This is a genomic window from Janthinobacterium sp. LPB2021202312-11-4 (assembly GCF_037049705.1).
Classification (GTDB): Bacteria; Pseudomonadota; Gammaproteobacteria; order Pseudomonadales; family Pseudomonadaceae; genus Aquipseudomonas.
In genome coordinates, this window is sequence record NZ_JBAGKV010000007.1 from 1 (window position 1) to 12518 (window position 12518).

Consider the following 12518-nt stretch of genomic DNA (forward strand, 5'->3'; position numbering starts at 1 on the left):
CGCCAGCACCTCCAGCATTCATGTGACTGACACACCGCTTTCGCGAGCAAGCCAGCTCCCACATTGGATCTCTGGCGGACACAGATTCTGTGTTCAGCGAAGATCCCCTGTGGGCTTGCTCGCGAAGCTTTTCAGACCTTCAACACCCTCCCGCCAATGGCCACTGCCACCAGTAACACCGCCATCAACCCGAACGCAAAACTCAAACTGCTGCCATGGGCGACAAACCCGATCACCGCTGGGCCCGCGAGAATGCCTGCATAACCGAGGGTAGTAATGGCCGGCACCGCAATGCTTTCCGGCATGACGGTCTGTTTGCCGACGGCGGTGTACAGCACCGGCACAATGTTTGAACAACCCGCGCCAACCAGCGCATAGCCCACCAGCGCCACTTCCCAACTTGGCGCAAACGTCGCCAGTGACAAGCCCGCCGCCGCCGTCAGGCCGCCAAGCACAATCACTTTTGTCGCGCCCAGGCGCCGCACAATCCCATCCCCGGTCAGGCGCCCGGCGGTCATGGTCAGCGCAAACGCGGCATAACCCAATCCGGCATACGCCGTGTCTATTCCGCGCTCAGATGCCAGGAACACCGCGCTCCAGTCGAGCACCGCGCCTTCGGTGAGGAACACGATGCAACACATCACGCCGATAAACAGCACGATGCCATGGGGCACGGCAAACGCTGGCCCGGAGCTTTCACTGCCGTAAGGCAACAGGTGAGGCGCGGCTTTCAGCAACGCCACGACCAGTATGACGATCACCACCAGCGTCGCGCCAAGCGGTGAAACACCCAAACCGAGCAAGGCACTGACACCCGCCGCGCCGACGATCCCGCCGAGACTGAACAAGCCGTGGAAACCCGACATCATGGTCTTGCCGCTGGCCCGCTCGACGATCACCGCTTGCAGGTTCACCGTTGAATCCACCGTGCCCAGACCCGCGCCAAACATGAACAGCGCGGCAATCAATGCCGGAATTGACGACACCGTGGCCAGCAGCGGCAGGGCCGCGCAAATCAGCAAAACCCCGGCGCTGACCACGCGGCGACAGCCGAAACGCGTGGCCAGCAGCCCCGCAATCGGCATCGCCAGAATCGACCCCACTCCCAGGCACAACAGCAGCAAACCGAGCGTCCCTTCATCGAGCCCGGCCCGGGCCTTGGCGTAAGGCACCAGCGGCGCCCACGCGGCGATGCCCAGACCGGCGATAAAAAAGGCGATGCGGGTGGACATTTGTTCCAGGCGCCCGGGAACAAAAGTGGCGGGGGTGTTGAGGTTGGTCATATCGATCCTTGGCAAAAAACGTCGCGTACCCCAAGGGACAGTGACTCACCGGTGAGGTTCGGTCAGTGTCCGCAGCGGTTCGCGGTCAGGCAGGGTGACATCCTTGCACAGCCTGACCCTCAATCGCGAGCGCGGTTGCTCGTGGTATTTCCTCGCCGGGCGTTGACGCCTACAGTATTGGCACTTTTCACGCTGATTTCAGGACCGATCCATGACGCCGTTCTACGATGCTCGAGGCAACATCTACGCGGTGGTGGCGCCTGACGTGGTACGCCGCAGCGGTATTGAACTGCCCGCGCTGGCCCGCCTTGCGGCGCAAACCCGCGAGCGCTGGGCGTTGTCGGCGATCGAGGCGTTCTGTGGCTGGGCGCCCGGTACTCAGCCGACGGGCAGCAAAGACCATCGCTGCGACGGCTTGCTGATCGGTCCGTTTCAAGCCGCGCCGCCCTTTGACCTGCTGATCGTCAACACCGATGGCACCCTGGCCGAGCGCAGTGGCAACGGGCTGACGATTTTCTCCCAATCACTCAGCGAGCAAGGGCTGATGCCGGCCGAGGGCGGTTGTTTGCTCAAGGTTCATCACGACAAGACTGATGCTTCATCGCCCGTGGAAACCTCGGTGAAACCCGCCGAAATCGATGGCGTGCAGGGCTTTTGGCTGGACTTGGGCAAGCCGTCGTTCGGGCCGCAAGCGGTCGGCGCACTGGGCGTTGAAAGTGTGATGTTGAACAGCCGTGACATCAGCCATGTGCCGCCGTTGTCGGCGCTCGATCCTGCCTGGGGCCAGAGCCAGTTTGTACGGATCGGCAATCCCCATTGCGTGACGCTGCTGACCGACGCCGCTGCATTGCCGAGCAATGAACAGATGCGTGAACCGGGATTGTCCGAGGGGCTGACGCGTATCGCTTATGCCACGCCGACCGGGGCGGGCCAGCCCTGTTCGGCGGGGGTGAACCTGCAATGGGCGAGGCTTGAGTCCGCAGGGCGAATCACGGCCCGGGTGTTTGAACGCGGTGAAGGGCCGACGGCGTCCTCGGGCACCAGCGCCAGTGCGGTGGCGTGCGCGGCCTGGCGGGTGGGTTGGGTGACGGCGGGGGAGGTGAAGGTGGTGATGCCGGGTGGGACGGCGCCGATTTTGCTGGAGGAACAGGGTGGTGAGTTGAGTCGGGTGAAATTGTTTGGCACGGCGCGATTGATCGATTGAATTCAAAATCGCCTTCGCGGGCAAGCCTTGCTCCTACAGGTACGACGGTGCCCCTGTAGGAGCGAGGCTTGCCCGCGAAGAGGCCCGCCCATTCAACAAAAAATTCAAACCTGTTGCGCCCATTCCACCACCGGCATCTGCCGCTTCATCAACACCTCTCCGCCACGAATCGAATACAGCGGCAAGCCCTGGCTGCGAATCACTTCGTAATCGCTGTCCGCCGACAGAATCAACAGGTTCGCCGGCCGCCCACGTTCCAGTCCGTAGCGATCGCCCAACGCCATGGCTTTAGCGCTGTTGTCCGTCACCAGATCCAGCGCACTTTGCAGGTTGCGATAACCGAGCATGTGGCAGATATGCAGGCCCGCTTCGAGCACCCGCAGGATGTTGCCGTTACCCAGCGGATACCACGGATCGACGATCGAATCCTGGCCGAAACACACGTTCATCCCCGCTTCGAGCAGCTCGTTGACCCGGGTTACACCACGGCGTTTCGGGAAGTTGTCGAAGCGTCCTTGCAGGTGAATGCTTTCGGTCGGGCACGACACAAAACTGATCCCCGAATGCCCGAGCAAGCGGAACAGCTTGGCGCAGTAAGCGTTGTCGTAAGAACCCATCGCGGTGGTGTGGCTGGCCGTGACCCGTGAGCCCATGTCGCGGCTGCGGGCCTCTTCGGCCAGCACTTCGAGGAAGCGCGAATGCGGGTCGTCGGTTTCATCGCAGTGCACGTCCACCAGGCAACCGGTGCGTTCGGCCAGGTCCATCAGGAACTTCACCGAACTGACGCCTTGGTCCCGGGTGTATTCGAAATGCGGAATGCCGCCGACGACATCGGCGCCCATGCGAATCGCTTCTTCCATCAGCTCGCGACCGTTGCGGTAGGACTCGATGCCTTCCTGGGGGAACGCGACGATTTGCAGGTCGATCAGATGACGGCTTTCCTCGCGCACTTCGAGCATCGCCTTGAGCGCGGTCAAGGTCGGGTCGGTGACGTCGACGTGGGTGCGCACATGCTGGATGCCGTGGGCCGCCAGGGTCTGGATGGTTTTTTTGGCGCGGGTCTTGGTGTCTTCCAGGGTGATGGTGGCTTTGCGTTCGCCCCAGCACTCGATGCCTTCGAACAGCGTGCCACTCATGTTCCAGCGCGGCTCGCCGGCGGTGAGGGTGGCGTCGAGGTGAATGTGTGGCTCGACGAAGGGTGGCACCACCAGGTTGCCACCGGCGTCGAGGTCGCCGGGGCCCAGGGACGGGGCTTCGGTCTGGCGGGAGATATTGCCGATCAGGCCGTTTTCCAGGTGCAATTCATGCAGGCCTTCTTGGTTGCGCAGGCGGGCGTTGATGATGTGCATCAGGCGAATCCTTTTAGAGATCTTGTAGTGGTGCATCGGCAGTGCGGACACCCAGCACGCCGATCAATATCACATACGTTAGCGCGGCGGCGGCAATGCCTACCAGTGGCGCGACCCACGGCGAGCTGAACGCGGCGACGGTGCCGACCGCATAAGCGCTGAGGCCGGGCCAGTTGAATGCCGGCAGACGTGCATCCGCCAGTCGTGGATATTGACCACGATAGCGGAAGAAAAAGTCCGCCATGATCACGCCGCCAATCGGCGGAATCACCGTGCCGAGCAAGATCAGGTACGGCACCAGCAGGTCGTACATGCCCAGCAGCGCCAGCAACGTGCCGATCACCGCGCCGGCCAGGGTCACGGTTTTGCGCCGTCCGGTGCGCAGCAGGTTGCAACCGGCGACGGCGAAGTTGTAGATGGTGTTGTCCTGGGTGCTCCAGATGTTGAGCAGCAACATCGCCATCGCCGCCATGGCAAAACCTTGCAGCAACAGCACTTCAACCACGTCCGGCTGTTGGTAGACGATCGCCCCGTAGGCGCCGATCAACACCATCAAGCCGTTGCCGATGAAAAATCCGATCAGGCTCGCCAGCACCGCCACCCGCGCCGAACGGGAGAACCGCGTCCAGTTGGTGGCTTGGGTCGCGCCGCTGACGAACGTGCCGAACACCAGGGTGATGGCCGTCGACCAGTCCAGCGTTCCCGTCGGCACCACGGCGAGCAAACCGTCGAGGCCGCCGACCTTCACGGTCGCGACCCACAGCGACAGCATCAGCAGCAACATCATGGCCGGCACCGCGATGTACGACAGAATCTCCAGCCCGCGATAACCGACATACGCGGTCGCGCAAAACAACAGGCCGAACAGCACCATCAACCCGAGCACCGTGCCTTGGTCCAGCTCGAAATACTTGCCCAGCACCACGGCTGCGGTGGCCGTGCCCCAGGCGTACCAGCCGATCTGGGTGAAGCCGAGGATCAAATCACTGAGCTTGCTGCCCACTTCGCCGAAGCAGAACCGCCCCATCAGCACGGAGTTGAGGCCGCTCTTGAAGGCGATGTAGCCCAGGCCTGCGGCGTAGAGGCCCAGCAGCAGATTGCCGACGACAATCACTGCCATCATCTCGCCAAAACTGAACGCAACGCCGAGCTTGCCGCCGGCAAACATGGTCGCGGTAAAGAAGGTGAAACCCAGCAACACCATCGCCGTGGAGGCGAGGCCCTTGCGGGCGTGCATCGGGACTTCGCTGAGGGGGTAATCGTTACCCGGATCGTTCTGCGTCATGGGGCGTTCCTTGCTGAATGAGAGAGACGCGGGGAGGGTTGCAGTGGTCGTGCCAAACGGGGGATTGCGGGGTTATGTATAGACCAGCGCGGGGAGTTGGCCGGTTCAGGGGCACGAAAGCGGTGCGGGGTTGAGTCAAATTGGAACATTTGTGGGGTTATTCAAAGATCAAAAGATCGCAGCCTTCGGCAGCTCCTACGGGATTTATGTGCGTCGAGGGATAACAGTCGCACTCGGCCTCTGTAGGAGCTGCCGAAGGCTGCGATCTTTTGATCTTTGAATCCATTGGCCAAAGGCAAAAACCGCATCAACGCCGCGACAATCACCTCCGGCGCATCCTCTTGCACGGCGGGAAGAGCCAAAAAAGCATAGGTATAAAAAACCACCGTTAAAGGCTGTTTTCATACTCGCGGACGAAACGCCCGCTCCCACAGGTGTCTGGTGTGTTTCAGCCCAGTTTCTTGCTCATGTGAACCCGGCGCAGGCCGTTCTCTTCGACCCGATGGGTTTCGACAAACCCTCGGCGGGTGTACAGGGCAATGTTTTCGCTCATGGCTTCGTTGGTGTAGAGCCGGATTGACGGGTAGCCCGCGTCCCGGGCGTGGCGTTCGGCGAATTCCAGTAATTGCCGACCAAAGCCCTGGCCCATGACCGCCGGGCTGACCGCGATGTTGTCCAGCAGCAAGTACTCTTCGGTGTCGATCAGCACCACGAAGCCGCTGAGAGTTTGTTCATGGGCCAGTACGTGAACACGCCGGGCCAGCACCTGGCTGGCGTAATCATCGAGCATCGGCGCGGGTTTGCGGCCGATGCGTTCGATGTAAGGCGAGTAAGCAGCCTCGACAATGGCCTCGATTTGCGCGATGTCCTCAAGGGTTGCAGGACGGATGAGCGGTGACATGAGTCAGGTTCCTTTGGGCCAAGGATGGGGCCTGACTTTACTCGGCGTGGGGCTGAAACGACAGGCATAAAAAAACCACCGTCGCCGGTGGTTCTTCTGGGCCAGGTGTTTTTACTCGCCGCGATAGATGCAACCGCTGGTGCAGGTCTCGTGGATACGAATCGCACTGAGTTCCGGCAGCAATGGCTTCAGCTCGGTCCAGATCCACTTGGCCAGCACTTCGCTGGTCGGGTTTTCCAGGCCGGGAATGTCATTCAAATAGTTGTGATCCAGACGCTCATAGAGCGGCTTGAAGATCGCCTTGATTTCCGAGAAGTCGCGAATCCAGCCAGTGTGCGGATCAAGGTCGCCGCTCAGGTGGATTGCCACTTTGAACGAGTGACCGTGCAGGCGACCGCACTTGTGGCCGTCCGGTACGTGGGGCAGGCGGTGGGCGGACTCGAAGGTAAACTCTTTGAAGATTTCCACAGTGGTTTGAGCTCTGTCAGGTGGCGATCGCCGCAGCGATAGGGGCAGGCGGCGAGTTTAACAGAGTCTGTGTAAAACACTGACTAAAGGGTCAGCAAGCGCTCGCCCAGGCGACCATTGGCGGCCAGTTCGAGAAACTCGTCGCCCATCCGCCGGCTTTCATCCATCGCCGCGCGCCAGTATTTCTGCCGGCTCGGGGCATCGCCCATGAAGCGCTTGAAGTCGTTACGGTCCGGCAGTTTGCCGTAGGGCAGGCGCGCCAGGTAATCCTTGGATGGCGCCAGCAACAGCACATTTTGCAAGCGTGCCGGGCAGGCGCGGCGCCACGGCAGGGTCTTGTCGAACCAGCCGGGAATGATCCGGTCGGTGAAATGCGGATAGAGCACGATGTCATCGCCGCTGTAGGGCAGGTCGAGGTGATAGTCCAACAGACCGCCGTCGCGAAAGGTCCCGGCGCCGGCCCCCGGCAAATCACGCACGCCTTCCATGACCATCGGGATCGAGCCTGACGCCAACAAGGCCTGACGCAGGTTGCCGGCGTTCAGGGCGACGAAGCGTGACGGGAAATCCGTCAGGGCATTGACCGGCGGCGCCAGGCGCGGGTCGTGGAGGATCAACCGCTCGAAATGCCGCGACAACCGCGCCCGACCCCGCAGGTTGTCGGCGATCACCGACGACAGGCCCAGCCCCAGGCGACCGCGATGATCGTGGGCGAGCAGGCCGTGGCTTTTGACCACCATGATGTTGAGTCGGTAATGGGCGTTGTCGAGGATCGACGCGTCGCGACCGTCGAGCAAATCATTGAGCATGCGCCGGGAGCTCTGGCTGATCTGGGCCATGGTCACGCCCTTGTCGAAATTCTGCTCGGTGTACAGATGACCGAGACGCCGAATGCCTTCGGCGGCGTCCGGCAGGCACGCGCTGGCGAACCGCCAGGAGCCCACCGAGGCGCCAATCAACGAACGCTCCCGGGGCGCCGCCGGCAGCCATTCGCCGAACAGCGCCAGGTCCAGACCCTGAATCCCCAACGCCTTGGGCCCACCGGCCGCCCCCGGCAGCGTGCCGACGTCGGCGGCGCTCAAGCCGTTTTCACGAATGCGCGCGAAAGCCCGAGGGCCGGCCTTGAGGGTCAGGGAAGGGAACTTGATGTGGATAGCGCTCATGCGGGTCTCAATATTGGGCAAGCTCAGGATTATAGACGCGTCGTACTCGGTCAATGTAGGAGCTGCCGAAGGCTGCGATCTTTTGATCTTCGGCGGCTTCATGGCCGTCAACGATCAAGATCAAAAGATCGCAGCCTTCGGCAGCTCCTACGGGGTGTTGTCATGAGCAATGATGGCAATTCAGTTTCAGTTAAGTTGTCCCCGCTAAGGTGCCCTGCGTAGGCAACACATAAAAATACGGAGACACCCATGAAAACTCTGACTGCCCTGTCCATCGCTACCCTCATCGGCCTGACCGCCAGCCTCGCCCACGCCCGCGACCTGGGCCCCGACGAAGCCCTGCGGCTGCGCGACGCTGGTACCATTGCGTCTTTCGAGAAGCTCAACGCCACCGCACTGACCCAGCATCCGGGTTCCACCATCACCCAAACCGAGCTGGAAGAAGAGTACGGCAAGTACATCTACCAGGTGGAAATGCGCGATCCGCAAGGCATTGAGTGGGATCTGGAATTAGACGCCGTCAGTGGACAGGTTCTCAAGAATCATCAGGATACGTAATGAAGGTGTTTTCATTTTCACGCATGGCGCTGGTGCTCCTGGCGTTTTGCTCGGTGGTCATGGCCCGTGACCTGGATCAGGACGAAGCCCTGCGCCTGCGTCAGCAAGGGGTGATCCTGCCGCTGGAGCAACTGCTGCAACAGGCGCTGGACCGCTACCCCGGCTCCAAACTGTTGGAAGCCGAGCTCGAAGAAAAACACGACGTCTACATTTATGAAGTTGAACTGCTGACCACCGAAGGCGTGGTTCGCGAGCTGGACATCGAGGCCGCCACAGGCCGTTTATTGAAAGACAAGGAAGATTGACCGATGCGATTGCTGCTGGTGGAAGACCACGTGCCCCTGGCCGACGAATTGATGGCCGGCCTCAATCGCCAGGGCTACGCCGTGGACTGGCTGGCCGACGGGCGCGACGCGGTGTACCAGGGCAGCAGCGAGCCCTATGACCTGATCATCCTCGACCTCGGCCTGCCGGGTCTGTCGGGGCTTGAGGTCTTGACCCAATGGCGGGCCGGCGGCTTGTCGACGCCAGTGCTGATCCTCACCGCGCGCGGTTCCTGGGCCGAACGCATCGAAGGCCTCAAGGCTGGCGCCGACGATTACCTGACCAAACCCTTTCATCCCGAAGAGCTGCACCTGCGGGTTCAGGCCTTGCTGCGCCGCTCTCATGGTCAGTCAAACCAGCCGACGCTCAAGGCTGCCGGTCTGCATCTGGACGAAGGGCGCCAGTGCGTGACCCGCGACGGCGCCGACATCCAGCTCACCGCCGCCGAATTTCGTCTGTTGCGCTATTTCATGCTGCACCCCGAGCAAATCCTCTCCAAAAGTCACCTTGCCGAACACCTCTACGATGGTGAAACCGAGCGCGATTCCAATGTGCTGGAAGTCCACGTCAACCACTTGCGGCGCAAGCTGGGGCGTAGCGTGATCGAAACCCGTCGCGGCCAGGGTTACCTGTTCGGCGGGCAAGCCCAGTGAGGTCGATTCAGCGCCGCTTGAGCCTGGGGCTGATCAGCGTGATGGTGATCGTGGGCCTGGTGTTGGCGCAAACCAGTCTGTGGTGTTTCGAACTGGGCTTGCAGAGCTACCTCGAAGCCGGGCTGCGCAACGACAGTGAAAACCTGCTGGTGGCGCTGGTGCGTGGGCCGCAGGGACTGCAACTGGATGAGCGGCACCTGGCGCCGGCCTATCAGCGGCCGTTTTCCGGGCACTACTTCCGTATCGATTTTGCCGACAGCCACTGGCGCTCGCGCTCGCTGTGGGACCAGGAACTGCCGCGTCTGGAAAACCCCGGCCTGGAAAGCAACCTGCAACTGGGCCCGGAAGGCCAGCAATTGCTGGTGCTGCGTTCGGACTATCGTCGGCTCGGCCAGTCGATTTCCATCAGCGTGGCTCAGGACTACACGCCGGTGCGCGAGAGCTTCCTGCGCATGCAACAGGTGGGGCTTGGCCTCGGGCTGGCGGGGTTGATTCTGATTCTGCTGTTGCAGCGGATTACCGTGCGCCGGGCCTTGCGCCCGCTGGAAACGGCTCGTGAGCAGATCGCCCAGTTGCAACAAGGCCAACGCTCGCAACTCGATGATCAGGTGCCGGTGGAACTGGAGCCGCTGGTGGCGCAGATCAACCATTTGCTGGCCCACACCGAGGACAGCCTCAAGCGTTCGCGCAATGCCTTGGGCAACCTCGGCCATGCCTTGAAAACCCCATTGGCGGTGTTGCTCAGCCTGGCTTCCAGCGAACAGCTCGATGCTCATCCGCAGTTGCGCAAGGTTATCCAGCAACAGTTGGAACAGGTTCAGCAACGGCTCAATCGTGAGCTCAATCGCGCACGTTTGTCCGGCGATGCATTGCCGGGGGCGTTGTTCGATTGTGATGCAGAGCTGCCGGGGCTGCTGGCCACGTTGAACATGATTCACGGTGAACATCTGGACCTGAGCTATCAAGCACCGGCCGGTTTGCAGTTGCCGTGGGATCGCGAGGACTTGCTGGAGCTGCTCGGCAATCTTCTGGACAACGCCTGCAAATGGGCGGATGCCGAGGTGCGCTTGAGCGTGGTCGAGACGGCTGACGGCTTTGAGTTGAGCGTCGAAGACGACGGCCCGGGGATTCCCGAAGAACAGCGCAAGCAGGTGTTCGGTCGCGGCACCCGACTGGATGAGCAGACCGATGGGCATGGGTTGGGCTTGGGTATTGTGCGCGACATCGTTGACACCTGGGGCGGCAGCCTGCTGCTGCAGGAAAGCGAGTGGGGCGGCTTGAAAGTGCTGATTGAGTTGCCTAAACGCTGATACCGATCCGACAGACACCGCAATACCTGTAGGAGCCAGGCTTGCCGGCGAAGGCATCTTCAAAAACGCCTTCGCCGGCAAGCCTGGCTCCTACAAAAGCCTTGTACTCAGGTGTGATGAATCTCCCGATCCTTGGTTTCCGGCATAAAGAAAATCCCCAACACCGCCGTCATCAACGCAATCACAATCGGGTACCACAACCCGTAATAGATATCCCCGGTGGCCGCGACCATGGCAAACGCCACTGTCGGCAGGAAGCCGCCAAACCAGCCATTGCCAATGTGGTAGGGCAGCGACATCGAGGTGTAGCGGATACGCGCCGGGAACAGTTCCACCAGCCACGCCGCAATCGGGCCGTAGACCATGGTCACGTAGATCACCAGGATGGTCAGCAACAGCAGCACCATCGGGTAATGGGTCTTGGCCGGGTCAGCCTTTTCGGGGTAACCGGCGTCCTTGAGCGCAGTGCCAAGGGTAGCGGTGAAAGCGTCATTGCGGGCCTTGAAGTCGGCGGCCGGCAGGCTGCTGCCCTCGAAACTCGGGATCACTTTGTCGCCGATACGAACCTGGGCAACGGTGCCCGGCTCGGCTTTTTCATTCTTGTAGGGAATCGCCCGCTTCGCCAGCAGGGTCTTGGCCAAGTCGCAGGAGCTGGTGAATTTGGCCTTGCCCACCGGGTCGAACTGGAACGAGCACTGATCGGGGTCGGCGATCACCGTGACCGGGTTGTTCTCCTGGGCGACGAACACGTCGGGGTTACCGTACTGGGTCAACGCATGGAAGATCGGGAAGTAGGTCAGCGCCGCGAGGATGCAGCCAGCCATGATGATGCCCTTGCGACCGATGCGGTCGGACAGGCTGCCGAAAATGACGAAGAACGGCGTGCCAATCAGCAGCGAGCCGGCGATCAGCAGGTTGGCGGTCTGCGGGTCGATCTTGAGGGTTTGCAGCAGGAAGAACAGCGCATAGAACTGCCCGGTGTACCAGACGACGGCTTGGCCGGCAGTGCCGCCGAGCAGGGCCATGATCACGATTTTCAGGTTGTCCCAGCGGGCGAAGGATTCGGTCAGCGGCGCCTTGCAGGCCTTGCCTTCGGCTTTCATCTTCACGAACACCGGTGACTCGCTGAGTTGCAGGCGGATGTACACCGAGACAATCAGCAGCAGGATCGACAGTAAAAACGGAATCCGCCAGCCCCAGGCCTCGAACGCTTCGGTGCCCAGCACGGTGCGGCAGGCGAGGATCACCAGCAGCGAAAGGAACAGGCCGAGGGTCGCGGTGGTTTGAATCCATGAGGTGAAATAGCCGCGTTTGCCCTTCGGCGCATGTTCGGCCACGTAGGTCGCGGCGCCGCCGTACTCACCGCCCAACGCCAGGCCTTGCAGCAGACGCAGGGTGATCAGGATGACCGGCGCCGCCACGCCGATGCTCGCGTAGCCGGGCAAAAACCCCACCACGGCGGTGGAGATACCCATGATGACAATGGTGATGAGGAACGTGTGCTTGCGCCCGATCATGTCCCCCAGTCGGCCGAACACAATCGCCCCGAAGGGCCGCACGGCGAAACCCGCCGCGAAGGCGAGGAGGGCGAAGATGAAGGCGGTGGTCTCGTTGACGCCCGCGAAAAAGTGCTTGGCGATGATCGCGGCGAGGGAGCCATAGAGGTAGAAGTCGTACCACTCGAACACGGTGCCCAGGGACGAGGCGAAAATCACCTTGCGTTCCTCTTTGGTGATCCCGTGGTGGGGCGCGCTGCCCGTGCTCGTGGTGGTGCTGTCGATTGTGGCCATGAGTGTTCTCCGTCTTGCGCTTGCTGTAGGCCGGAGCACTTCATTTTTTCGTTATTGCCGCACCCAGGCCCTGGGGCTGATGTCGTCGGATTGCGTCAGGTCTGACACACCGCATTGTCGTTCTTCGCGGGCAAGCCTCGCTCCTACACAGCCCGGCATTGCTGCAGGGCTTGTTAAAAGCATAATCAGCTTCGCGCAAATATCCACTCGACAGCCTGAACCCCAGAACC

The 12518-nt window shown here is 61.5% G+C and carries 13 protein-coding genes; 6 read left to right on the forward strand and 7 right to left on the reverse strand.

Translation table 11 applies throughout. The annotated features are described in order from the left end of the window. Nucleotides 1–131: 131 nt before the first annotated feature. A complete protein-coding gene (locus V5E99_RS09540) occupies nucleotides 132–1283 on the reverse strand; it encodes an MFS transporter (RefSeq protein WP_499802234.1) in 1152 nt (383 codons plus the stop codon). Between the two features lie 211 nt (nucleotides 1284–1494). Between V5E99_RS09540 and V5E99_RS09545 the strand changes: the two genes are divergently transcribed. Then, nucleotides 1495–2487, forward strand: coding sequence for a hypothetical protein (locus V5E99_RS09545; RefSeq protein ID WP_499802235.1), 993 nt, complete (start codon nucleotides 1495–1497; stop codon nucleotides 2485–2487). A gap of 104 nt (nucleotides 2488–2591) precedes the next feature. Here V5E99_RS09545 and codA read toward each other — a convergent pair whose 3' ends face one another. From codA to V5E99_RS09570, 5 genes are all read right to left on the reverse strand, one after another. Beyond that, entirely contained in the window at nucleotides 2592–3836 is a 1245-nt protein-coding gene (codA, locus tag V5E99_RS09550; RefSeq protein WP_499802236.1) for a cytosine deaminase, read from the reverse strand. 13 nt (nucleotides 3837–3849) lie between these two features. After that, on the reverse strand, nucleotides 3850–5121 hold the full coding sequence (gene codB / locus V5E99_RS09555) for a cytosine permease (protein ID WP_499802237.1): 1272 nt from the start codon (nucleotides 5119–5121) through the stop codon (nucleotides 3850–3852). Between the two features lie 448 nt (nucleotides 5122–5569). Further along, complete coding sequence (locus tag V5E99_RS09560) at nucleotides 5570–6022, reverse strand: GNAT family N-acetyltransferase (protein WP_499802238.1); 453 nt, start codon at nucleotides 6020–6022, stop codon at nucleotides 5570–5572. 111 nt (nucleotides 6023–6133) lie between these two features. Further along, complete coding sequence (gene queD, locus V5E99_RS09565) at nucleotides 6134–6490, reverse strand: 6-carboxytetrahydropterin synthase QueD (RefSeq protein WP_017736453.1); 357 nt, start codon at nucleotides 6488–6490, stop codon at nucleotides 6134–6136. An 83-nt stretch (nucleotides 6491–6573) separates the two neighbouring features. Further along, complete coding sequence (locus tag V5E99_RS09570) at nucleotides 6574–7653, reverse strand: patatin-like phospholipase family protein (RefSeq protein WP_499802239.1); 1080 nt, start codon at nucleotides 7651–7653, stop codon at nucleotides 6574–6576. On the opposite strand from V5E99_RS09570, the gene V5E99_RS09575 reads away from it, so the two are divergent. From V5E99_RS09575 to V5E99_RS09595, 5 genes are all read left to right on the forward strand, one after another. Next, a complete protein-coding gene (locus tag V5E99_RS09575; protein ID WP_499802240.1) occupies nucleotides 7652–7819 on the forward strand; it encodes a hypothetical protein in 168 nt (55 codons plus the stop codon). The genes V5E99_RS09570 and V5E99_RS09575 overlap by 2 nt on opposite strands. A gap of 83 nt (nucleotides 7820–7902) precedes the next feature. Further along, a complete protein-coding gene (locus V5E99_RS09580) occupies nucleotides 7903–8211 on the forward strand; it encodes a PepSY domain-containing protein (RefSeq protein ID WP_499802241.1) in 309 nt (102 codons plus the stop codon). Continuing rightward, entirely contained in the window at nucleotides 8211–8516 is a 306-nt protein-coding gene (locus V5E99_RS09585) for a PepSY domain-containing protein (protein WP_499802242.1), read from the forward strand. Before V5E99_RS09580 ends, V5E99_RS09585 begins: the two co-directional genes overlap by 1 nt. A gap of 3 nt (nucleotides 8517–8519) precedes the next feature. After that, nucleotides 8520–9188: a response regulator transcription factor gene (locus V5E99_RS09590; RefSeq protein ID WP_499802243.1), complete on the forward strand. Its 669-nt coding sequence runs from the start codon at nucleotides 8520–8522 to the stop codon at nucleotides 9186–9188. Continuing rightward, the gene (locus tag V5E99_RS09595) at nucleotides 9185–10498 is read left to right on the forward strand and encodes a sensor histidine kinase (RefSeq protein WP_499802244.1); all 1314 of its coding nucleotides are present in this window, start codon (nucleotides 9185–9187) and stop codon (nucleotides 10496–10498) included. The genes V5E99_RS09590 and V5E99_RS09595 overlap by 4 nt, the downstream gene beginning before the upstream one ends. Nucleotides 10499–10605: 107 nt before the next feature. On the opposite strand, the gene V5E99_RS09600 is transcribed toward V5E99_RS09595, so the two are convergent. After that, nucleotides 10606–12288: an MFS transporter gene (locus tag V5E99_RS09600; protein WP_499802245.1), complete on the reverse strand. Its 1683-nt coding sequence runs from the start codon at nucleotides 12286–12288 to the stop codon at nucleotides 10606–10608. Nucleotides 12289–12518: the final 230 nt, after the last annotated feature.

Excerpts from the sequence above, each read along its gene's own strand:
- codB (WP_499802237.1), bottom strand. The coding sequence starts at position 5,121 with ATGACGCAGAACGATCCGGGTAACGATTACCCCCTCAGCGAAGTCCCG.
- V5E99_RS09545 (WP_499802235.1), top strand. The coding sequence starts at position 1,495 with ATGACGCCGTTCTACGATGCTCGAGGCAACATCTACGCGGTGGTGGCG.
- codA (WP_499802236.1), bottom strand. The coding sequence starts at position 3,836 with ATGCACATCATCAACGCCCGCCTGCGCAACCAAGAAGGCCTGCATGAA.
- V5E99_RS09585 (WP_499802242.1), top strand. The coding sequence starts at position 8,211 with ATGAAGGTGTTTTCATTTTCACGCATGGCGCTGGTGCTCCTGGCGTTT.
- V5E99_RS09560 (WP_499802238.1), bottom strand. The coding sequence starts at position 6,022 with ATGTCACCGCTCATCCGTCCTGCAACCCTTGAGGACATCGCGCAAATC.
- V5E99_RS09575 (WP_499802240.1), top strand. The coding sequence starts at position 7,652 with ATGCGGGTCTCAATATTGGGCAAGCTCAGGATTATAGACGCGTCGTAC.
- V5E99_RS09540 (WP_499802234.1), bottom strand. The coding sequence starts at position 1,283 with ATGACCAACCTCAACACCCCCGCCACTTTTGTTCCCGGGCGCCTGGAA.
- V5E99_RS09570 (WP_499802239.1), bottom strand. The coding sequence starts at position 7,653 with ATGAGCGCTATCCACATCAAGTTCCCTTCCCTGACCCTCAAGGCCGGC.
- V5E99_RS09600 (WP_499802245.1), bottom strand. The coding sequence starts at position 12,288 with ATGGCCACAATCGACAGCACCACCACGAGCACGGGCAGCGCGCCCCAC.
- V5E99_RS09580 (WP_499802241.1), top strand. The coding sequence starts at position 7,903 with ATGAAAACTCTGACTGCCCTGTCCATCGCTACCCTCATCGGCCTGACC.
- V5E99_RS09590 (WP_499802243.1), top strand. The coding sequence starts at position 8,520 with ATGCGATTGCTGCTGGTGGAAGACCACGTGCCCCTGGCCGACGAATTG.